The organism is Micromonospora sp. NPDC005686 (assembly GCF_042871665.1).
In the GTDB taxonomy this organism is placed as follows: domain Bacteria; phylum Actinomycetota; class Actinomycetes; order Mycobacteriales; family Micromonosporaceae; genus Micromonospora.
On sequence record NZ_JBIAIY010000005.1, the window covers coordinates 23,077 to 42,325 of the forward strand.

The window sequence follows — 19,249 nt, forward strand, 5'->3', positions numbered from 1 at the left end:
CCGGCACGGCCCGGCGGAGCGCCGCGTGACCGGGCCGTCGCCGGCGTTCTTCGTCGACGCCTGGGATCCGTCGTACGGCGCGTCGTTCGAGGCGGCGGGCGGTTCCGGGCCGGCCGCGCCGAGCAGCGCCCAGGTCGACGCCGACGTCGAGCTGCCGGCCACCGACTGGCGGGCGATCGGCCGCCGCGCGGACGTGCGGTCGCCGGACGTGGTGCTGCTTGTCGACGGGGTACGCCGGATCGACGCCAGCGTCTGGACGGCCGAGGAGGACGGCGGCTCGTTCCCCGGCATCGCCGCCTCGTACGCGGCCGGTGTGGTGCGCTGCGACCTGGACCGGGGCGTCGCCGAGCTGGCCGGCGCCCGGGTGGGCCGGGGCCTGTTCACGGCGAGCCCGTCGGCGCAGGACGTGGTCGCCGGGTCGGTCCGCTACCCGGTGCACCGGGTCAGCGGCACCGGTGAGCTGAGCAAGCTGCCCGCGGCGGTGCAGGCGCCGCTGACCGCGCTGGAGGTGGCCGTCTCCGACGCGGTACGCACCGACGGCGACCTGCTGGTGGTGGACGGCCCGCTGCGCAGCCGACGCAACCTGCCGCGCACGCTCGGGTACATCAAGACGCAGCACAGCCAGTATCTCGACGCCCGGCTCACCGCCGTGGTGACCGGGCTGGCGCCGGGTGAGCGCTGCCCGGTGTTCCGGCTGGGCACCGCGTGGGGCGGCTGGTCGTGGTATCTGCGGCTGCCGGTGCGCGCCGGTGCGCCGTGGGCGGGCATCGTGCGGGTGGAGTGCTCGGCCGACCTGACCGTGCCGGAGGCGGTGGCGCTGGCCGACCTGTCGCTGGTGACGCTGCCCCGGTTCGCCTCCACGCCGTACAAGGATCCGCGTGCCCCGCAGAACCTGGTGCCGATCGCCGGGCTGGAACGGCGGCTGCGCGGGATGCTCGGCGACGCGCGCCTGCTGCACCGGGTGCTCACCGGCGCGGCGCGCGGGATGCGGCGCTGATGGGCCGGCGACGCGACTCCGACCGGGTGGTGGCCGACGTCGACACCGGGCGGGCCGAGCTGGTGCCGGACCTCGACCGTCCGGGTTCGTGGACGCTGCTGCTGGACGGCGCGCCGCAGTCGCATGTGGACCTGACCGACCCGGCGCACCTGGAGTTCGAGTACGTCCGGCGGCTGGCCGCCGCGTTGGACCTGGTCGCGCCGGCCGGCGCACCGCTGCGGGTGCTGCACCTGGGCGGCGGCGCGCTCACCCTGCCCCGCTACGTGCAGGCCACCCGGCCGGGTTCGACCCAGCGGGTGTCCGAGCTGGACGGCTCGCTCGTCGAGCTGGTCCGCCGCGAGCTGCCCTGGCCGTCGGATCCACGCCTGAAGGTCCGGGTGGCCGACGCGCGGGCGACGCTGACGTCGAGCCGGGACGGCGCGTACGACGTGATCGTCGCGGACGTGTTCGCGGGCGCCCGTACCCCGGCGCACCTGACCTCTGTGGAGTACGCCGCCGAGGTGGCCCGGGTGCTCGCGCCCGGCGGCAGCTACCTGGCGAACGTGGCCGACGGCCCGCCACTGCGGCACGCCCGGTCGCAGGTCGCCACCGTGCGGACCGTGCTGCCCCGGGCCTGCCTGGTCGGCGACGCGGCGGTGCTGCGCGGCCGACGCTACGGCAACCTGGTGCTGGTGGCGTCCCGGGTGGAGCCGCCGGTGCCGGAGCTGACCCGGCGGGCGGCGGGCGACTGGTTCCCCGGCCGGGTGCTGGCCGGCGCCGAGCTGGACCGGTTCACCGCCGGCGCCGCTGTGGTCCACGACGCGGACGCCGTCGACTCCACTCCCCCACCGCCGGGAATTTTCTCGGTCAAACGTTGATCCGATCGGCTGGTCGCTGCGTACCACCGGGCGGCCATGCCCGTGGGGGCCGGCTGATGTGATCGGACAGCGGAGGTCTGCATGCATGCGGTGGCGGCCGGCTGGCACGGCGAGGTGGCGCGGCCCGAGTGGATGTTCGCCCGGGCGCAACCACACTCGCGCGCCTCGCGTTCGGGCCGGGGGGTCGACGCCCGGTCCACCGATCGCCAGAATGACCCGGTGCCGCCGCGACCCGCTCCCGGACGCCACCAGGCGAGCTCCGCCGAGGCCAGCCACTCCGACCAGTTGATCCGCCTGCTGTACGCCGAGCACGCCGGCCCGCTGCTGATGTTCGTGATGCGGCTGACCGGCGGGGACCGGCAGCGCGCCGAGGACATCGTGCAGGAGACGCTGCTGCGGGCCTGGCGCAACGCGCACCGCCTCGGCGTGCAGGGCCAGGGCTCGCTGCGCCCCTGGCTGGTCACTGTGGCCCGGCGGATCGCCATCGACGAGCACCGCAGCGAGCAGGCCCGCCCGCCCGAGACGTACGACCGGGATCTGACCATGTTCGCCGAGTCGGACAGCACCGATCGGGTGCTGCGCACGATGACCGTCGCGGACGCGCTGCGTACGCTGAGCCAGTCGCACCGGGAGATCCTGGTGGCGACGTACTTCCGGGGGCGCACCGTGCCGGAGGCGGCCGAGGAGCTGGGGCTTCCGCTCGGCACCGCCAAGTCGCGGGTCTACTACGCGCTGCGCGCGCTGCGCACGGCTCTGCAGGAGAGGGGGGTGACCGAATGAGCCGGGCCGATCACATGGACGTCGCCGCGTACGCGCTCGGCGTGCTGGATCCGCAGGACACAGAGCGCTTCGAGGAGCATCTGGCCACCTGCTGGGCCTGCGCGGCGGAACTGGAGACGATGGTCCCGGTGGTGGGGCTGCTCTCCGGCATCGACGGCGAGGCGATGGCCGCGCTGGAGCAGACGCACACCGATCCGGCGCTGCTGGACCGGACGCTGATGGCGGTACGGCGGGACCGCCGTCGTACCCGGGTGCGTCAGCTGCTGGCGACCGCGGCGGCCGTGGTGGTGTTCGGCGGCGCGAGCGCGGCGGCGGCCGGGATGCTCAGCGACGATCCGGCACCGCCGCAGGCGGTGCCGACGCAGGCCGCGCCGTCCGTGGCGCCGAGCGGCGAGCCGGGCGACCCGAACGACCCGGGCCTCGGGGGGCCCGAGGGCATCGAGGGCGACCAGCACAACGCGACCGACCCGGGTACCGGCGTGCAGACCACGATGTGGCTGGCCCGCAAGGAGTACGGCACGCAGGTCGGGGTGCTGCTCAGCCGCCTGCCGGGGCCGCGCACGTGCCGGCTGGTGGTGGTCCGCAAGAACGCCACGAGCGAGGTGATCTCCACCTGGTCGGTGCCGGTCGGCGGCTACGGGACGAACCAGAACCAGCTTCCGCTACAGCTGAGCGCGTCCACGTCGGCCCCGGTGCGCGACATCGACAAGCTCCAGGTGCAGTCGGTCGACGCGAACGGGGTGGCCAGCACGCTGGTGACGGTGGACGACATCTGATCGGTGGTGCCGACGGCGCCGGGTGGCTCGGCCACCCGGCGCCGTCGTGTCATGCCCGGGCCGGCGGGCCCCCTCGTGCTGACGCACGCAGCGGAACGCCCATCGGTTCAATCGGCCCACTGTGAAATGTGCCACCGTTGCCGGTTCAACCTTGACAGTGCCGCGCCCGTACTACTCGGCGAACTGCCAAGAACGAGGAGGGCACGTGGCACACCACAAGCGGACGATCGTCATCGTCGCGAGCGCGATGGTCGCACTTACGGCCTGCGCCCCAGCAGGCTACAACGGGGCGAACTCGGGCGCGGCCGAGCCGGTCGCCGTCGCCGCGGCCGAGCCCACCGCGGCGGCCGAGCCGGAGGCGTCGGCGGCTCCCGAGGAGGAGCCGGTGGCCGACAAGGCGCCCCCGGCCAACGTGAAGATCACCGACGAGCTGGTCGGCAAGAAGCTGCCCCGGATGGGTCGCGTCGTCACCGACCAGGACGGCTGGGTGCTGTACCGGTTCGACAAGGACTCCGCCGACCCGCCGCAGTCCAACTGCGTGGACAAGTGCGCCGAGGTCTGGCCGCCGTCGCTCACCGACGGCAACCCGAAGCTGCGTGGCGTCTCCGACGACAAGGTCGGCACCATCACCCGCCAGGACGGCACCCGGCAGCTCACCGTCGGCGGCTGGCCGGTCTACCGCTACATCGGCGACAAGAAGCCGGGCCAGTGGAAGGGCCAGGGCGTCGGCGGCACCTGGTTCGTGGTCGACCCGAACGGCAAGAAGAACCTGACCTGCCTGCCGACCGGCACGCCCAAGCCGGTCGCGCCGCCCGCGGCGGGCAGCTCGAACAGCTCCGGCGGCGGCTCGGACTACTCGTACTGAGGCGCCAGGACACGGTGACCGACCGCCGCCGGGGAGGGCGCGGCCGGTCACCGTCGCGGACCCGGGAGGCGGGGCGTACCGGCATCGGCCCGCCTCCCGGCACGCGGGGCGTGCCCGGCGTGACGGCCGGGTCGCGTGGCAGAGTGGCCCTGTGACCTCGCCCGACGCCCGCCGCACGCTGCGCCCGCCGGCCGGCTACCGGCTGGCCGCCTCGGTGCGGGCGCTCACCTTCAGCCCGTACGACCCGTGCGCGCGGATCGCCGCCGGCACCTTCTGGTGGGCCACCCGCACCCCGGACGGCCCGGCCACGCTGGCGCTGCGACCGGAGACCGGCGAGCTGCTGGCCGAGGGGTACGGCCCGGGGGCGGCCTGGGCGGTCGACCGGGCCGACCGGATCGCCGGGCTGTGCGACGACCTGACCGGGTTCGCCGCGCTGGCCGCCGCGCACCCGCTGGTGGCCCGGCTGGCCCACACGCACCACGGGCTGCGGATGCCCGCCACCGGGCAGATCTTCCCCCGGCTGCTGCGGGCGGTCTTCGAGCAGAAGGTCACCGGCAAGGAGGCGTACCGGGCGTACGCCGCTACCGTGCGGCACTTCCGGGAGCCCGCGCCCGGCCCGCTGCAACCGCTGCTGCTGCCGCCGGAGCCGGCCGCGGTGGCGACCACGCCGTACTGGGTGTTCCACCCGTTCGGAGTGGAGCAGCGCCGCGCCGACACGCTGCGCCGCGCGGCGGCCGTCGCGGACCGGCTGGAACGCTGCGCCGACTCGGCGGAGGCCACCCGGCGGCTCACCGCGATTCCCGGGATCGGGCCGTGGACCGCCGCCGAGGTGGTGCGGATCGCGTACGGGGATCCGGACGCGGTGAGCGTCGGCGACTACCACGTGCCGAACACGGTGGCGTGGGCGCTCGCCGGTGAGCCGCGCGGCGACGACGCCCGGATGCTGGCGCTGCTGGAGCCGTTCCGGGGGCACCGGGGCCGGGTGTGCGTGCTGCTGGAGGCGGCGGGCGTCCAGGCCCCGAAGTACGGCCCGCGCACCCCGATCCGCTCCTTCGCCCGCTACTGACCGCCTCAGCGCCGCCGGCACAGCCGCCGCAGCGTCCGCCCCAGCCACCAGGCGTACACCCGCTGGAAACCGAGCACGACCGGTCCGCCGGCCCGCGCGTACCACTGGGCCGGGCGGCTGAACGCGGTCACCTCGAACCAGACGCCGTCGGCGCCCCGGGTCACCAGGAACGCCTCCTCACCGACCTCCGGGTGCCCGGGCAGCGTGCCGTAGCCGAACCCGGCCCGGTCCGGCTCGTCCACCGTCCAGACCACCTCGGTCGGGCCCCACAGCCGCACCGGGCCGACACCGACGCCCGGCGTGGCCCGTACCCCGGGGGCGGCGCGCGGCGCGTCCGTGCGCATCACCACGCCGGCCGCGCGGTGCAGCCGCCAGCCGAGCACCGCGTCCACCGCGACCGGGAAACCGTCGTCCGGCAGCCAGACCCGGTGGCGCAGGTGGTGGTAGCCGGCCGGCAGGCCGCCGTCGCGGGTCGCGCCCACCTCCGGGTACGTCAACTCCGGCACGCCGGTCACCTCCTCGCTCGCGGGATCACCCCCGCCAGGGTACGGCCGCCCGGGCGGGCTGTGGTGAGCTGAGCCGGTGACCGACGTGACCATCGCCCCCGCCGGAATCGCCGACGCCGGGGAGATCCTCACCGTGCAGCGTGCCGCGTACCTGGTGGAGGCGCAGCGCTACCGCGACGTGTTCCTGCCCCCGCTGACCGAGACGCTGGACGAGGTACGGGCGGCGCTGACCGGGCCGGACGTGGTGCTCACCGCCCGGCACGGCACCCGCCTGGTCGGCTCGGTACGCGCCCGCGTCGACGGCGACACCGCACACGTCGGCCGCCTCTCGGTCGCGCCCGACCAGCAGGGCCGGGGCGTCGGCGGGCGGCTGCTGGACGCCGTCGAGCAGGCCTGCGCGCACCGGGTGGCCCGGTTCGCGCTGTTCACCGGCGCGGACAGCGCGACGAACCTGTCCCTGTACGCGGGGCGCGGCTACCGGGTGGTGTCGTACCGGCCGGACGAGAACGGCAACCGCCTCGCCGTGCTGGAGAAGACGCTCAGTTCGGCTCGCAGCGACGCCTGAGCCCGTCCGCCTCCTGCCGCAGGTAACGGCGCACCATCGGCCCGGCCAGCAGCCCGACCAGCCCGGCCAGCGGACCGGTCTGCGTCAGGACCAGCTCGGCGCGGGTGCGCCCGTCGCCGGTCGGCGCCAGCCGGTGCTCGCCCCGGGTCCGCACACCGGGGCCCGCCGACTCCCAGACGAAGGAGTACGGCGGCTCGATCTCGGTGACCCGCCACACCGCCGGAGGCAGGCGCGGCTGTTCCAGCCGGGCGGTGGAGCCGAGTGCCAGCGGACCGGGCTCCAGCCGGCGGGCGGCGGTGACCGAGGGCGTCCACTCCGGCCAGCGCTCGATGTCGCTCTGCACTGCCCAGACCTGTTCGACGTCGGCGGCGATCTCGACGGACTCGACGAACCGCATCGGCGTTCCTCCCCCGTGGACGGTCCACTCAGGCTATGCCCGGACCCCGCCCGCCCGCCGCCCCGCCCGCCCTGTCCGCCCCGCCCGCCCTGCCCGCTCCCGCTCGCCCGGCTCGCCGATCGTGGACTTGTGGCGCCCAGGATGTCCGGTCAACGGTTTTCCGAGGTGCCACAACTCCGAGATCGCCGGTTTGCCGCGCCCGGGAGATGCGCGGGCGGCGCCGTCTCGCGCGGGTCGGGGCGATGGCACGGGCCGGTCCGGCGGATCAGGCGGCTTCGCGGAGATCGGCCAGGGTGACCGGGGCGTACCGCGTCAGCAGGCGTTCCAGCTCGGCGACCGAGCCGACCTCGCCGAGGACGTTGACGCCACCGCCGCGCTCGGGCGGATAGCGGTGCGCCAGCCGGTAGCGGTAGCGGCCACGGATCAACTCGACGCTGACCCGCCAGCGCCCACAGCATCCGCAACTCCACTCCGGCACGCCGCGACGGTAGCTCTGACCTGCGGTTTCACCATTCGGGCGGCGGTGACGAACGCGGTCGGGACGGGACACGCCGCCCGGCCGCCCGCGGTGATCTGCCTCACCACTGTCGGTGGGGTCTGGTTGACTGGTCGCCGTGGACCTGCCGATCAACCCTCCGGTCGAGCCGATGCTGGCCAAGAGCGTGGCCGAGTTGCCCACCGACCACGGCCTCACCTACGAGCCGAAGTGGGACGGCTTCCGCTGCATCGTGTTCCGCGACGGCGACGAGGTCGAGCTGGCCAGCCGGGGCGGCAAGTCGATGACGCGCTACTTCCCCGAGGTGGTCGAGCAGGCCCGCCGGCAGCTCCCGCCGCGGTGCGCGGTGGACGGCGAGCTGATCGTGATCCGCCGGGACGGGCCGGGTGGGCAGCCGCGGCTCGACTTCGAGCTGCTGGCCCAGCGCATCCATCCGGCCGCCTCCCGGGTGAAGCTGCTGGCCGAGACCACCCCGGCCGACTTCGTCGCCTTCGACCTGCTGGCGATCGACGACGAGCTGCTCACCGAGCAGCCCTATCCCCGGCGCCGGGAGCGGCTGGAGCAGGCGCTGTCCGGGGTGCGCCCGCCGGTGCACGTGACCCAGGTGACCACCGACCCGGAGACGGCCCGCCGCTGGTTCGACGTGTTCGAGGGCGCCGGGCTGGACGGCCTGATCGTCAAGCCGGCCGACCTGCCGTACGAGCCGGGCAAGCGGCTCATGTTCAAGGTCAAGCACGCGCGCACCATGGACGCGGTGGTGGCCGGTTTCCGCTGGCACAAGTCCGGGCCGGTGGTCGGCTCGCTACTGCTCGGTCTCTACGACGACGACGGCGTGCTGCACCACATCGGCGTCAGCTCCTCGTTCACCATGGCCCGCCGCAAGGAGCTGCTCGACGAGCTGGAGCCCTACCGCGACGTCGGCGGCGAGCACCCGTGGGCGCACGGCGACCACGAGCGGGGCCAGCGCATCCCGGGCGGGGTCAGCCGGTGGACCGGCGGCAAGAACCTGGAGTGGGAGCCGCTGCGCCCGGCGCTCGTGGTCGAGGTGGCGTACGACGCGATGGAGGGCGACCGGCTGCGGCACACCGCCCGGTTCCTGCGATGGCGCCCCGACCGCGATCCCCGCTCCTGCGGCTACGGCCAGCTCGACCGCCCGATCCGCTACGACGTCGACGAGGTGCTGCGCGGCGATCCCGCGGCGACGGTCGGTGACGCCCACGACCGGGCGTAGCCTGACTGTCGACACGATCATGGAAGGCGCCCACGTGACACGCTTCCCCGACCGGACCCGCCGGTTCCGGCCCGTCCTGGCCGCGTTCGTCGCGGCGGTGGTGCTCACCGCCGGCTGCACGCTGCCGGCGTTCGCTCCGCGCGCCGAGAGCGAGGGCGAGGCCGCCCCGCCGGGCGCCGCCGCGAACTGGCGGGCCTGCCCGGAGGTTCCCGACGAGCTGGTCGGCCGGGGCGCGGCGGACATGCGCTACGAGTGTGCCCGGATCGCCGTGCCGCGCAACTGGGGCACCGGGGCCACCACCGGCGCGACCGCCGGGCCGGGCGCCGGGGAGACGTTCGAGATCGCGCTGATCCGGGCCCGCTCGACAAAGCAACGCGACCGGATCGGGTCGCTGGTGGTCAACCCCGGCGGTCCCGGCGCCTCCGGCGTCGACACCGCCGTCTACCTCTCCTTCGGTCCGGCGTTCGGCGGCCTGCCGACGGCGATCACGGACCGGTTCGACATCGTCGGCTTCGACCCGCGCGGCGTGGCCCGGTCCAGCCCGGTCAAGTGCATCTCCGACGCCGACCTTGACGCCAGCTTCGGCTACGACCCCGACCCGCGGAGCCAGTCGTCGTTCGACGGCTTCGTCGACCTCAACCGGCGCATCGGCCAGCGGTGCGGCGCGAAGTACGGCGACCAGCTCCCGCTCTACGGCACCGAGCAGGCCGCGCGGGACATGGACGCGGTCCGCGCGGCGGTCGGCGACGACAAGCTGACCTACCTGGGCTACTCCTACGGCACGTTGCTCGGCGCCACCTATGCGCAGCTCTACCCGCAGCGCGTGCGCGCCCTGGTGCTCGACGGCGCGGTCGACCCGCAGCAGAAGCTGATCGCCGGGTCGGAGAGCCAGGCGAAGGGCTTCGAGCGGGCGTTCGACAACTTCACCAAGTGGTGCGCCGCGAACGCCGGCGGCTGCCCGATCGCCCCGGACGCCCGGGCCGCGATCACCGCCGAGATCGACAAGGCGAGGGTCTTTCCGGTGCGCGGGCGGGGCAGCCGGGAGGCCACCGCCGGGTGGATCTTCTACGCGGTGATCTCCTCCCTCTACACCGAACAGGGCTGGCAGGAGCTGGCCCGGGCGATCGACGACCTGCAGGGCGGCGACCCGGACGGCGTGTTCAAGCTGGCCGACTCGTACGCGGGCCGCGAGCCCGACGGGCACTACTCCAACCTGTTCGACGCCAACCTGGCGGTGAACTGCGCGGACGAGACCGAGAAGCCGACCCTCGATCAGGTCCGCCAGTTGCAGTCGCAGTGGCGGCAGAAGTACCCGCTGTTCGGTGCTGCCCTGGCGATGGGCATGCTGGGCTGCGTGGAGTGGCCCGGCGAGCGGGATCCGTACCCGACCGGCCGGGCGAACGGCGCCCCGCCGATCCTCGTGGTCGGCACCACCGGCGACCCGGCCACGCCGTACGAGCAGACGCCCGCGCTCGCGTCGATGCTCGGTGTGGGACGGGTGCTCACCTGGGAGGGCGAGGGGCACACCGCCTACCCGCAGACCTCGTGCGTGACGTCGGCCGTCGACGCGTACCTGATCTCGCTCACCGTCCCCCGGGAGGGGCTGCGCTGCCCCGCCCGGTGACGGTGCGGCCGCCGGTCAGCCGGCGGCCGGGGGCGTCCAGCCCGCCGGGATGTGCCCGATGCGCACGCGCTGGGGGTGGTCGCCGACCGGGACGCTGGCGACCTTCTGCCCGGTGGCGAAGTTGATCGCGGTGACCTGGTCCGCGCCGGATTCGGAGATCACGCAGTCCCGGCCGTCCCCGCTGACGGTGGCCCAGTACGGCTTGCTCGCGGGCACCAGCGGGCCCTCCCGCAGCGTGGCCCGGTCCAGCACCGTGGCGTAGTCGTCCATGGTCCCGGCGACGCAGATCCGGGTGCCGTCAGGGCTCATCGACAGGCCGTGGTGCCGGGAGTCGTTGACCCACGTGGTGCGGTCCTCGCTGGTGGCCGGGTTCTTCGGCAGCGTGGCGACGCGGGTGACCCGGTCGGTGGCCACGTCGTACTCGACCACGCCGTTGAAGAAGGACACCTGGAAGTAGAGCCGGCTGCCGTCCGGGGTGAACACGGCCGGGCGGACCGCGTCGGAGAGGTCCCGGCGACCGGCGGCGTCGAGCCGGTCGCGCATGTCGATCACCTTGACCACCTGGTACGTGCTGGTGTCGGCGACGGTGATCCGGCGATCGCCCTTGGTCCAGTCGAGCCACGGCGCGTCCAGGTCGGTGTTGACCTCCCCGATGGACATGTTCCACAGCCGGGTGCCGCCGTCGGTGAAGATGTTCTCGTGCGGCTTGTCGCCGGCGCCGAACGAGCCGAGTTGCGCGCCGGTGCGGATGTCCAGCACGTGCACGGTGTTGGAGGTGGAGGCGGAGACCGCGACCCGGGTGCCGTCGGGCGAGACGGCCATGTGGTCGGCGCGGTAGCCGGAGACCGGGAACCGCCAGCGCAGCGCGCCGGTGGCCAGGTCGATCGAGACGACGTCGGCGAAGCTGGGCCGCGACACCACGAGCGCGGCGCCGTCCGGTGTGGTGTACATGTCGTCGATGAGCTGGTCGTGGCCCTCTCCGGGGCCCTGCCGGATGCCGAGGAAGAACGCCAGCCTGACCGGGTTGAGGTAGATCTCGCGCAGTCGCGCGGCGCGGTCCGGGACCACGTTGATCCGGCCGATCCGGGCGTAGTCGCCGCGGGACCTGATGACGTCGGCGGTGCCGTCCCAGTTGTTGCCGACGAACATCACCTCCTGGAGCGTGACCGCGGCGGCGGCCGGCGCGGGGGCCGTCACCAGTGGCACCGGTGCGATCAGGGCGATCGCGGCCAGCGCGGCGAGGCCGGCGCGACGGCGGGTACGGGACGGGTGCTGTGGCACGGGGGTCATGGACGCCTCCTGGCAGCCGGTAGGGCATCGACGTTTCTCAGTGGCGCGAGCGGTGTTACCTTGCGGTAACAACCAGGAGAGCAACCGGCCACCCACCGGGGCTAGGGATCTGACGCCAACGCCCGCGCGGCCCGGTTGTGCCGTGTCGACAACGGGAGGGCGGCGGGTGCCGATGACCCGTACCGGACAGGTCCCGACGTTCGGCGCGTTGCTGCGCGACCTGTCCGCCGATCCGGCCGCCGTCGACGAGGTGGCGCGGGCGGCCCAGGCCGACTCCCCCGAGGTGGCCCGGCTGCCCGCCGAGGAGGTACGCCGCCAGGTCGTGCTGCTGCTGACCAGCGGCCTGGGCGCGCTGGAACGCCGCGAGGACCCGGCCGGACGCGACTTCGCCGAGGCCCGACGGCTGGGCGCGGACCGGGCCGCGCAGGGCGTCTCGGTGGCCGGCCTGCTGCGCGGGGTGCAGGCCGGGCGGGACCGCGCGGTGGAGCTGGTGGTGCGGCACGGGCGGGCCGCGGGAATCCCGGACGAGGTGCTGCTGGAAGGGCTGCTCACCATCGGCCGGTACGCCGCGGCCGTGGAGCGAGCCGTGGTCGACGGGCACCGCAACGCCGAGCGGGAACTGGTACGCACCGGCGCGGCGGCCCGGACACACCTGCTGCGGCGGCTGCTACGCGACGGACCGGCGGGCCTGGCCCCGGCCGAGCTGACCCGGTTCGGGCTGCGGCCGGACGCGCGCTACCACTGCCTGGTCGCCGCGCCACCCGACCCGGTCCGGGCGTACGCGCTGCACCGGCAGCTCACCGCGCGGGGCGGCCTGCTCGGCACGGTCGAGGACCGGCTGGCCGGGCTGCTTCCGCGACCGCCCGACGCCGTGCCGGCCGACCTGCTGACGCTGGTGGCGCCCGCCCAGCCGCTGGAGCGGGCCCCGGCCATGTACGCGCTCTGCCTGGCGGCGCTGGCCACCGCCGCGCACCGGCGGCTGCGCGGGCTGCGTCAGGTCACCGACCTGGCCGGGGAGACCGCGCTCGCCGCCCAGCCGGTCCTCGCCGAGCTGCTGCGGGCGAGCCTGCTCGGCGCGCTCGACCCGGCTGACGGCTTCCACCGGGAGCTGGCCGGCACGGCGCTCGCCTGGCTGCACCACGGGCAGCGGCTGGACCAGACCGCCGCCGCGCTGCACGTCCACCCGAACACGGTGCGCTACCGGCTGCGGCGGCTGCGGGAGCTGACCGGCGGGCCACCGGTCGAGGAGGGGGCGCGGTGCACGGTGCCGGAGACCGTGCACTGGTGGTGGGCGCTGCGGAGCTGGCTGGACGGCGGGTGACGCCGCCGCACCACCTCGGGGTCAGACCAGTCCGACGCCCGGGCCACCCCGGCGCGCGGCGCTGTGCCAGGCTGGCCCGATGACCGAGATGATCTTCCGGGAGGCGGTCCGCGCCGACCTGCCCGCCGTGCTCGCCCTGCTCGCCGACGACGTGCTGGGCCGCACCCGCGACCTGCCCGAGGTGGACGAGGCGTACGAGCGGGCCTTCGCCGACCTCGACGCCGACCCGCGCAACCACCTGATCGTCGCCGACGACGGCGGGGAGCTGGTCGGCTGCTTCCAGCTCACGTACATCCCCGGGCTGGGACGGCACGGGGCCGAGCGGTGCCTGATCGAGTCCGTGCGGGTCCGCTCCGACCGGCGCGGCCGTGGGCTGGGCGGGACGATGATGCGCTGGGCGATCGACCGGGCCCGGGAGCGCGGCTGCACGCTGGTGCAGCTCACCACCGACAAGCAGCGCACCGACGCGCACCGGTTCTACCGCGACCTGGGCTTCGTGGCCAGCCACGAGGGCATGAAGCTGGCACTCTGACCCGGCCGCCGCCCTCGGTGGCGGTGATCAGCTCTCCTCGCCGAGCCGCAGCACCCCACCGAGACGCAACCGGCGGTTGGCCACGGCCTCCACGGCGATCGCGACGGCGAGGGCCGCCGCTCCGACCGCGACGACCGCGACGACCAGCCAGGGCTCGAACACCAGGCGCACCGGTGTACCACCGGCGAAGGCGGACAGGCCCAGCACCGGATCGAGCAGAAGCGGCATCAGCGCACCCGCCACCGCGCCGGTGAGTACGGCCGTGCCGACCAGCGGGCCGAGTTCCACGAGCAGCAGGCCCCGCCCCTGCCCCGGGGACAGACCCAGCGTGCGCAGCCGGGACAGGACCTGGCCCCGGGCACGGGCGCCGGCCACCACCACGAACGCGATCGCCAGCAGGCCCAGCCCGGTGCCGACCGCCGCGCCCGCGGCGAACCCGAACCCGAGGATGCCGTTCACGCTGCCCTCGCCGATCTGACCACGAACGTCGGTCCAGGTGTGCACGGCCACCTCCCGCGGTGGTTCACGCCCGACGAACGCGCCGGAACTCTGGAACCGGAGCTGGCCCTCGTTGCCGACCCGCCGCAACGCCGCCACGTCGAGATCGTTTCCGGACACCAGGAAGCCGGTGGGCGTCACGTCGGTCTGCCGGGCGGGCAGATGCTGCCAGGGCAGCACCACGAACCGGGTGGTGTCGGCCCGGACCAGTGGGAACGTCTCGGACCGCTCGGCCACCCGGAACTCGTACCGCTGGCCCTGCACCCCGACGAAGGCGGAGTCGGTGTGGCCGGCGGCGGCGAGATCCGCCGCCACGGCCGGCGACACCACCGCCGGCACCGGACCCGGCCCGGCGGTGCCGAGCAGCGCCTGGGGCACCGGCACCGGCACGTCGGCGTCGCGCGCCAGGCGGGCCAGTTCCGGACCGTGCACCAGGATCACACTGACCGCGCCGACCCTCAGGTCCACGCCCCGCTCGTCTGCGGCCAGCCGCTGGTCCGCCTCCTGCGCGACCGGGGAGCTACGCCGCACCCCGGCAAGGCGGGTCAGTTCGGTGCCGGTGTCGAGGGCGAGCCGCTCGCCGGTGATCAGCGCGTCGGCCGGCACCTGCCGGGCGGCGGCCGCGTCCCGGCCGGCCTCCAGACCGGTGGTGACCACAGCACAGAACGCCGCCGAGGCGATCGCCAGAACCACTACCACCAGGGGGGTGGTGACCACGGACCGGGCGGCGCGGGCCGTGCCGAGGAACGCCACGCTGCCCGTGCCGCGGGCGGCGAGGCGGCCGAGCAGCCGCAGCGGCCACGGATACAGCCGAATCGCGAGCACCGCCGAGGCGACGGCCGACAGCACCGGAACGGACACCAGCAGCGGATCGACCTCGCCGGGGACCAGGCCCCGGCGACGCAGCAGCAGCACACCGAGCACGGCCAGCAGCAGCACCCCGGCCTCCACAGTGACGCGCCGCGCCGACGGACGCGCTGTCACCGGGTCACGGCGGACGGCCACGCCGGTCGGCACGGCGAGCGTCGCCACCGGCAGGGCCGAGACGATCAGGACCGTGGCGAGCACGGCCGCGGGTACGGAGTTCGACCACGGTCCGGGCGCGAGGTTGCCGAGCGCGTACCCGAGTGCCGCAGCGGGCACCAGCACCAGCACCGACTCGGCCAGGCTGCGCCGGACCGCGACGGCGGCGGTGCCGCCACGGGCACGCAGCAGGGTGAACTCGGTCCGCCTGCGGCGCGTCGTCGATCCGGCCGCCAGCACCACCAGCCCGGCCAGCGCGCCCAGCACGCCGGCGGCGGCCACCGCGAGGACGGTACGCGCGGCGGCCACCTGGTCGCGGAACTCCCGCAGGGGAAGGTCGAGGCCCTGGGTGAAGACGCGGCCCTGGGCCTTGTAGCTCATCTGCTGGAAGTCGTCGATGAGCCGGTCCACGTGCCGACTGTGGATTCCGCCGGCGTCCATCCGGTAGCGCCAGCCGAACCGCAGACCCCAACCGTCGGCGGAGAGCCGGTCCAGCGTGGCCCCGTCAGCCACCGCGAGACCGACGAAGGGCTGCCCGTCCCCGGACGGCTCGACCACGCGCAGCACCTGGGACAGCCCTTCCCAGATGCCGTCGGCACGGTCACGCGGCTCGAACACACCCACCACCCGCACCGCGACGGGATCGGGCACGTCCTCGGAGGACACCGACTCGGGTCCGGCGAGGGTGAGCCGGCTGCCGACCCGCAGGTTCAGCTTGCCGGCCACCTGACCGGCCAACGCGATCTGCACCGGCTCGTCGCGTGACGCCGCCGGCTCCGGCCAGGTCCCGGCGGTGAGCCGGCCCGACTCGGTGATCCCCGGCATGTCGCGCAGCCCGAGATCGACGAGCAAATTCCTCGCCGCCAGATCCGGGCCGGTCAACCGGCCGGGATCGGTCTCGGCGGTGAACCACCGCTTGTCGACCATCCGGCGCACGCCCGGCGGCATCTCGGCCTGCAACCGAGGCAGGTCGGACTCGAACGCCTCCATCAACGACGTGCCGTTGCCGACGTTGAAGATCGGCTCGGTGCCGTACGTCACGTCTCGCGTCGCGGCCGGCTGGCCACGGAGGAAGGTCTGCAGACCCGCGTCGGCGCGCTCGTTCACCAGCCGGGGCGCGGCGCCGGTCAGCGCCAGCACGACCGCGGCCAGCGCGGCCAGCAACAGGAACTGTCCGCCGTATGCCCGCACGCGGCAGGCGACGGCGCTCATCCCGTCCCCGCCGTGAAGCCGGCCGTCGCCGTGCCGCATCCGGTCACCGCTCTCCCCCGATCCGCAACTGTGCCGCCGCCACCCGCTGCCGGATGCCGAAGGCGATGAACGCGCTGAACGCCAGTGCCGCCAGCAGCAGGCCCGCCGTTGTCGCTCCGACCGGAAGCCAGGGCAGGACGAACGCCGCCTCCGGCACCGGTCTGCCGGCCGACGGGGTGAGGACGGTCAGCGGCGCCATCGTCGCCCCGACCACGGCGCCGAGCACCAGCCCGACACCGACCCCGATCCCGGCCAGGAAGATCTGCTCGGCCAGCAGTGCCCGAGCCAGCAGGCGGGGGGTCGCACCGAGCGTGTGCAGGACGGCGAACTCGCCCAGCCGTCGCCGGGCGGCGGCCCGGACGTCGACGAGCAGGCCGACGAGCGCCAGCAGCGCCGCGCCCAGGGCCGCGACGAGCAGGCCGGTCCGGGCGCCCTGCCAGTAAGGGTCGGCCGCCGCCCGGTCGGCCGTCTGCCGCCGGTCCAGCACTGTGACGCCGGCCAGGTTCCCGGCCGCCCGCCGGCCGCCGTCGTCGGCGCTCAACCACCACTCCTGCACCGGCCGCACCGTGCCGGAGTCGCGGACCAGCCAGTCGGTGGCCGCGGGCAGGTCGAGCAGGACGCCCGCACCGGGCGCGGAGGGCACGGCGTCCACCTCGCCGACCAGGACGACCGGCAGCGGATGGCCGAGGAGCGAGAGCGTGACCGTCTCGCCCGGACGCATGCTCAGCGCCTCCCGTACGCGGGGGGTCATCACCGCGGCCACCGGATGGTGGTCAGCGGTCGGCACCACCGCGAAGCGCGACGAGTCCTGGACCGCGAACCGGCCGCCGGGCCGCACGACCACGACGTTCTCGGCGGTCAGGCCGGTGTCCGTGACCGCGACGGAGAGTTCTGCGCCGGGCACGCCGTTCGTGGCCCGCCAGTCCTGACCCAGCCGGGCCGGCCGGGCCGTGCCCGCGCCGTCGACCAGGCGCAGGTCGGCCACCTCCAGCCGGTACGCGGTGCCGGCCACGTCCCCGCCGTCGGCCTCGAAGCCGGCGAGGCGCAACACCCCGGCGTCGGGCAGCGGCACCCGGAACGGCACCTGCCGGCCGGTCTCATCGCCGGTGGTCACCGGCAACCGCAGGGCGAATCCGTCCGAGCGGGTCAGCAGCAGCCACACCTGCACCTGCTGGGCGGCGACCGCGTCGCGTACCGCCGTGCGGACCGTGCCGGTGACCGCCTGGGTCCCGGCGGGCAGTTCGACACCCGCGACCGGCCCGCGGGCCCGGACCATCCGATCGAACAACGCCGCCGCGGGCTCCGGGGCCAGCCGGTCGTCCAGCCGCACCACCCCCGCGGCGCCTGCCGCGTCGAGGCTGACCACAGTGGTGGTCAGGTCGGCGCGACCGACCCGGATCTCGTCGCGCCACGCCGGCAGGACCCGGTCGACACCCGGCAGCGCGGCGGTCTCCGCGGCCCGGCCCGGCGGCGCGACGCCGCCGGACTCGGTCAGCCGCAGGTCGGCGCCGACCGTGTGGTCGGCCTGGTCGACCTGGGAGCGCTCGCCGGTGGCCACCAGCGACCAGGCCAGCGTGCTGCCACCGACGGCCAGGGCCAGCAGCAGCACCGGACCGGCGTGCGGGCGACGACCCGCCTGCCACATGCCGAGGATGGTGGCCGTCCACAGCCGCCGGTCCACGAACCGTTCGGCGAAGCGGGTCGCGGGCGGCAGCAGCCGCAGCGCCACGACCGCGCCCGCCAGCACGCCGAGCGTCGGCGCGACGACCAGCAGCGGATCGACCCCCAGCCGGCCGGTCACACCGGCGACCGGGGAGGAGTACTGACGCAACTGGGTCCAGGCGATCACCGCGAACCCGACAAGCAACAGGTCGACGCCGGCCCGCTGCGCGCCGCCGGTCCGGACGGGCCGGGACCGGGCCGCCATGTCGGCGACGTACGTGCCGGCATCGCGCAGCGTCGGCGCGACCATGGCGACCAGGCAACCGGCGGCGGTGAGGGCGGTTGCCTGCCAGAGCGAGGTGATGCCTCCGTCGACGAGCGTCCGGCCGGCCCGGCTCAGCGCGGTGTCGGCGACGACCGTGCCCAGCACGGCTGCCGGCAGGACGACCACCGTCGCCTCCCGGGCCGCCAGGCCGGCCAACTGGAGCCGGGCGGCGCCCCGGGCCCGGAGCAGGGCGGTCTGGTTGCGCCGGTCGGCGTGCAGGAGCGCGGCCACCAGCACCAGCGCGTACCCGCCGAGGACGACGATGAGCAGGACCGGGGTCGCCAGCGCCGACCGGCCGACCAGATCGGCGTCGGCCACCCGGTCGAGGAGGCGGTCCATGGTGGTGACGACCTGCGCGGAGGAGCCGAGCCCGGCCTTCTCGGGCACGTCGGTGACGGCCGCCGGCAGCGCGTCCCGGACGTCCAGCAGCCGGCCCTGGTCGGCCACTGCGGCGAGGTCCGGCCGGATCACCCACCAGGCCGACACCGAGGTCGGAAACGTCGCGACGAAGTCCGCAGGGTCGAGCACGAACGGGCCGTGCGAGCTGTCGGAGGCCGCTGCGCCGCCCGTGCCCAGCCCGGGGGCCAGCCGCCAGTACGCCTCGGCTGGGTCACGGGGTCGCCAGGTGCCGACGAGCACCACTTCGCCGGCCCGGTCGGTGCTGCGGTCGAGCATCGGCACCCGGTCACCCACCGCCATGCCGAGCGCCCCGGCCACCTTCTCCGGTAGCGTCACCTGCACCGGCCGGGCGCCGGCCCGGGGCCAGGCCCCGGCGGTCAGCTCGGCGTGGGACGGCAGGTCGTCCAGGGTGGCCAGGTTCGCGAAGACCGGGTCGTCGTCCCGGGGCCTCGGCCCAAGGTTCCCGGTGAGTTCCCGGCCCGAGCCGTACCGGGCGCCGTACACGTCGACCCCGGCGCCGCCGAGCCCGCGGGCGAAACCGTCGCGGATCTCGCGGTCCCGGTCGGCCAGTTCGGCGGCGTCCCGGCCGGCCGAGCCGGTCACCAGCAGGCTGCGTTCCTCCACCGGCGCACCGGCCAGGAACGCGCGCTGCCCCGCCTCGACCGCGCGCCGGTTGAACTCGGTGAGGCCGGTGACCAGAGCGATCGCGACCAGCGCCGCGGCGGTGGCGGCGAGCAGCAGACCGCGAGCGTCCCGGGCCCGCCTCCATACCAGTGCCATCCGACCCC

17 protein-coding genes are annotated in these 19,249 nt (G+C 75.1%); 11 read left to right on the forward strand and 6 right to left on the reverse strand.

Annotation, left to right across the window (positions count from 1 at the left end; all coding sequences use genetic code 11):
• Window positions 1-25 precede the first annotated feature (25 nt).
• The 6 genes from ACFYON_RS13365 to ACFYON_RS13390 all read left to right on the forward strand — a co-directional run bounded on the left by ACFYON_RS13365 (window position 26) and on the right by ACFYON_RS13390 (window position 5,341).
• Window positions 26-997, forward strand: coding sequence for a hypothetical protein (locus ACFYON_RS13365; protein ID WP_354865337.1), 972 nt, complete (start codon window positions 26-28; stop codon window positions 995-997).
• Window positions 997-1,854 (forward strand): fused MFS/spermidine synthase, encoded by an 858-nt coding sequence (locus ACFYON_RS13370; RefSeq protein ID WP_354865339.1) that lies wholly within the window; start codon window positions 997-999, stop codon window positions 1,852-1,854. The genes ACFYON_RS13365 and ACFYON_RS13370 overlap by 1 nt, the downstream gene beginning before the upstream one ends.
• A gap of 81 nt (window positions 1,855-1,935) precedes the next feature.
• Complete coding sequence (locus ACFYON_RS13375; RefSeq protein ID WP_354865341.1) at window positions 1,936-2,634, forward strand: sigma-70 family RNA polymerase sigma factor; 699 nt, start codon at window positions 1,936-1,938, stop codon at window positions 2,632-2,634.
• Window positions 2,631-3,410, forward strand: coding sequence for a zf-HC2 domain-containing protein (locus ACFYON_RS13380; protein ID WP_354865343.1), 780 nt, complete (start codon window positions 2,631-2,633; stop codon window positions 3,408-3,410). Before ACFYON_RS13375 ends, ACFYON_RS13380 begins: the two co-directional genes overlap by 4 nt.
• 205 nt (window positions 3,411-3,615) lie before the next feature.
• Window positions 3,616-4,275, forward strand: coding sequence for a hypothetical protein (locus tag ACFYON_RS13385; RefSeq protein WP_354865345.1), 660 nt, complete (start codon window positions 3,616-3,618; stop codon window positions 4,273-4,275).
• Between the two features lie 151 nt (window positions 4,276-4,426).
• Window positions 4,427-5,341, forward strand: coding sequence for a DNA-3-methyladenine glycosylase 2 family protein (locus tag ACFYON_RS13390; protein WP_354865346.1), 915 nt, complete (start codon window positions 4,427-4,429; stop codon window positions 5,339-5,341).
• A gap of 5 nt (window positions 5,342-5,346) precedes the next feature.
• Here the strand turns inward: ACFYON_RS13390 and ACFYON_RS13395 are convergent, their stop codons facing one another.
• Window positions 5,347-5,847: a DUF1990 domain-containing protein gene (locus ACFYON_RS13395; RefSeq protein ID WP_354865348.1), complete on the reverse strand. Its 501-nt coding sequence runs from the start codon at window positions 5,845-5,847 to the stop codon at window positions 5,347-5,349.
• Between the two features lie 76 nt (window positions 5,848-5,923).
• Here ACFYON_RS13395 and ACFYON_RS13400 point away from each other — a divergent pair, with 76 nt between their 5' ends.
• Window positions 5,924-6,412: a GNAT family N-acetyltransferase gene (locus tag ACFYON_RS13400; protein WP_354865350.1), complete on the forward strand. Its 489-nt coding sequence runs from the start codon at window positions 5,924-5,926 to the stop codon at window positions 6,410-6,412.
• Here ACFYON_RS13400 and ACFYON_RS13405 read toward each other — a convergent pair.
• Both ACFYON_RS13405 and ACFYON_RS13410 read right to left on the reverse strand, forming a co-directional pair.
• Window positions 6,387-6,809 carry an SRPBCC family protein gene (locus ACFYON_RS13405; RefSeq protein WP_354865352.1) on the reverse strand — a complete coding sequence of 141 codons (423 nt, stop codon included), beginning with the start codon at window positions 6,807-6,809 and terminating at the stop codon, window positions 6,387-6,389. The two genes, ACFYON_RS13400 and ACFYON_RS13405, sit on opposite strands and share 26 nt — an antisense overlap.
• A gap of 265 nt (window positions 6,810-7,074) precedes the next feature.
• A complete protein-coding gene (locus ACFYON_RS13410) occupies window positions 7,075-7,287 on the reverse strand; it encodes a hypothetical protein (RefSeq protein ID WP_354865354.1) in 213 nt (70 codons plus the stop codon).
• Window positions 7,288-7,423: 136 nt separating this feature from the next.
• Between ACFYON_RS13410 and ACFYON_RS13415 the strand changes: the two genes are divergently transcribed.
• Together ACFYON_RS13415 and ACFYON_RS13420 are read left to right on the forward strand one after the other, a co-directional pair.
• Window positions 7,424-8,536: an ATP-dependent DNA ligase gene (locus ACFYON_RS13415; protein WP_354865356.1), complete on the forward strand. Its 1,113-nt coding sequence runs from the start codon at window positions 7,424-7,426 to the stop codon at window positions 8,534-8,536.
• Window positions 8,537-8,555: 19 nt separating this feature from the next.
• Complete coding sequence (locus ACFYON_RS13420; RefSeq protein WP_354865983.1) at window positions 8,556-10,160, forward strand: alpha/beta hydrolase; 1,605 nt, start codon at window positions 8,556-8,558, stop codon at window positions 10,158-10,160.
• A 15-nt stretch (window positions 10,161-10,175) separates the two neighbouring features.
• On the opposite strand, the gene ACFYON_RS13425 is transcribed toward ACFYON_RS13420, so the two are convergent.
• Entirely contained in the window at window positions 10,176-11,450 is a 1,275-nt protein-coding gene (locus ACFYON_RS13425; protein WP_354865358.1) for a YncE family protein, read from the reverse strand.
• A 172-nt stretch (window positions 11,451-11,622) separates the two neighbouring features.
• Here ACFYON_RS13425 and ACFYON_RS13430 point away from each other — a divergent pair, with 172 nt between their 5' ends.
• Window positions 11,623-12,771 (forward strand): helix-turn-helix domain-containing protein, encoded by a 1,149-nt coding sequence (locus ACFYON_RS13430; RefSeq protein ID WP_354865360.1) that lies wholly within the window; start codon window positions 11,623-11,625, stop codon window positions 12,769-12,771.
• A gap of 79 nt (window positions 12,772-12,850) precedes the next feature.
• Complete coding sequence (locus ACFYON_RS13435; protein ID WP_354865362.1) at window positions 12,851-13,303, forward strand: GNAT family N-acetyltransferase; 453 nt, start codon at window positions 12,851-12,853, stop codon at window positions 13,301-13,303.
• 27 nt (window positions 13,304-13,330) lie between these two features.
• Here the strand turns inward: ACFYON_RS13435 and ACFYON_RS13440 are convergent, their stop codons facing one another.
• Window positions 13,331-16,036 carry a hypothetical protein gene (locus tag ACFYON_RS13440; protein WP_354865364.1) on the reverse strand — a complete coding sequence of 902 codons (2,706 nt, stop codon included), beginning with the start codon at window positions 16,034-16,036 and terminating at the stop codon, window positions 13,331-13,333.
• Between the two features lie 43 nt (window positions 16,037-16,079).
• A complete protein-coding gene (locus tag ACFYON_RS13445; RefSeq protein ID WP_354865366.1) occupies window positions 16,080-19,241 on the reverse strand; it encodes an FtsX-like permease family protein in 3,162 nt (1,053 codons plus the stop codon).
• Window positions 19,242-19,249: the final 8 nt, after the last annotated feature.

Coding starts and splice junctions, on each gene's coding strand:
- ACFYON_RS13425 (WP_354865358.1), bottom strand. CDS start 11,450: ATGACCCCCGTGCCACAGCACCCGTCCCGTACCCGCCGTCGCGCCGGC.
- ACFYON_RS13440 (WP_354865364.1), bottom strand. CDS start 16,036: ATGAGCGCCGTCGCCTGCCGCGTGCGGGCATACGGCGGACAGTTCCTG.
- ACFYON_RS13445 (WP_354865366.1), bottom strand. CDS start 19,241: ATGGCACTGGTATGGAGGCGGGCCCGGGACGCTCGCGGTCTGCTGCTC.
- ACFYON_RS13420 (WP_354865983.1), top strand. CDS start 8,556: ATGGAAGGCGCCCACGTGACACGCTTCCCCGACCGGACCCGCCGGTTC.
- ACFYON_RS13375 (WP_354865341.1), top strand. CDS start 1,936: ATGCATGCGGTGGCGGCCGGCTGGCACGGCGAGGTGGCGCGGCCCGAG.
- ACFYON_RS13435 (WP_354865362.1), top strand. CDS start 12,851: ATGACCGAGATGATCTTCCGGGAGGCGGTCCGCGCCGACCTGCCCGCC.
- ACFYON_RS13405 (WP_354865352.1), bottom strand. CDS start 6,809: ATGCGGTTCGTCGAGTCCGTCGAGATCGCCGCCGACGTCGAACAGGTC.
- ACFYON_RS13370 (WP_354865339.1), top strand. CDS start 997: ATGGGCCGGCGACGCGACTCCGACCGGGTGGTGGCCGACGTCGACACC.
- ACFYON_RS13430 (WP_354865360.1), top strand. CDS start 11,623: ATGACCCGTACCGGACAGGTCCCGACGTTCGGCGCGTTGCTGCGCGAC.
- ACFYON_RS13380 (WP_354865343.1), top strand. CDS start 2,631: ATGAGCCGGGCCGATCACATGGACGTCGCCGCGTACGCGCTCGGCGTG.